Raw genomic sequence first — 269 nt, 5'->3', positions numbered from 1 at the left:
ACTTCAGGTATTCCCCGCTACGCAGCGCTTCAATACGTTTATCCAGCGGCGGGTGAGACATAAACAGCTCGCTCAGCGACTTTGATTTGCCGTTGATGCAGAAGGCCATCATGCTGTTTGCTTCCTGCGGCTCGTAGCTGGTTTTAAGACGTTGCAGCGCAGCAATCATCTTTTCACGACCCACCAGTTTCGCGGAACCGGCATCCGCGTGGAACTCACGATGACGGGAGAACCACATGGTAATGATGCTTGCCAGGATACCGAACACC

The 269-nt window shown here is 53.5% G+C and carries 1 protein-coding gene; it reads right to left on the bottom strand.

What is annotated here, in order from left to right; translation table 11 throughout:
- On the bottom strand, window positions 1-269 hold a 269-nt coding region (locus tag RTW80_RS29420; protein WP_312721657.1), incomplete at both ends, for a M48 family metalloprotease.

Origin of the sequence: Escherichia sp. AM3, assembly GCF_032029835.1 — a bacterium.
GTDB classification, from domain to species: domain Bacteria; phylum Pseudomonadota; class Gammaproteobacteria; order Enterobacterales; family Enterobacteriaceae; genus Escherichia; species Escherichia coli.
Note: the sequence above shows the minus strand (reverse complement) of the source record. Positions and strands in the feature narration are given on the sequence as shown.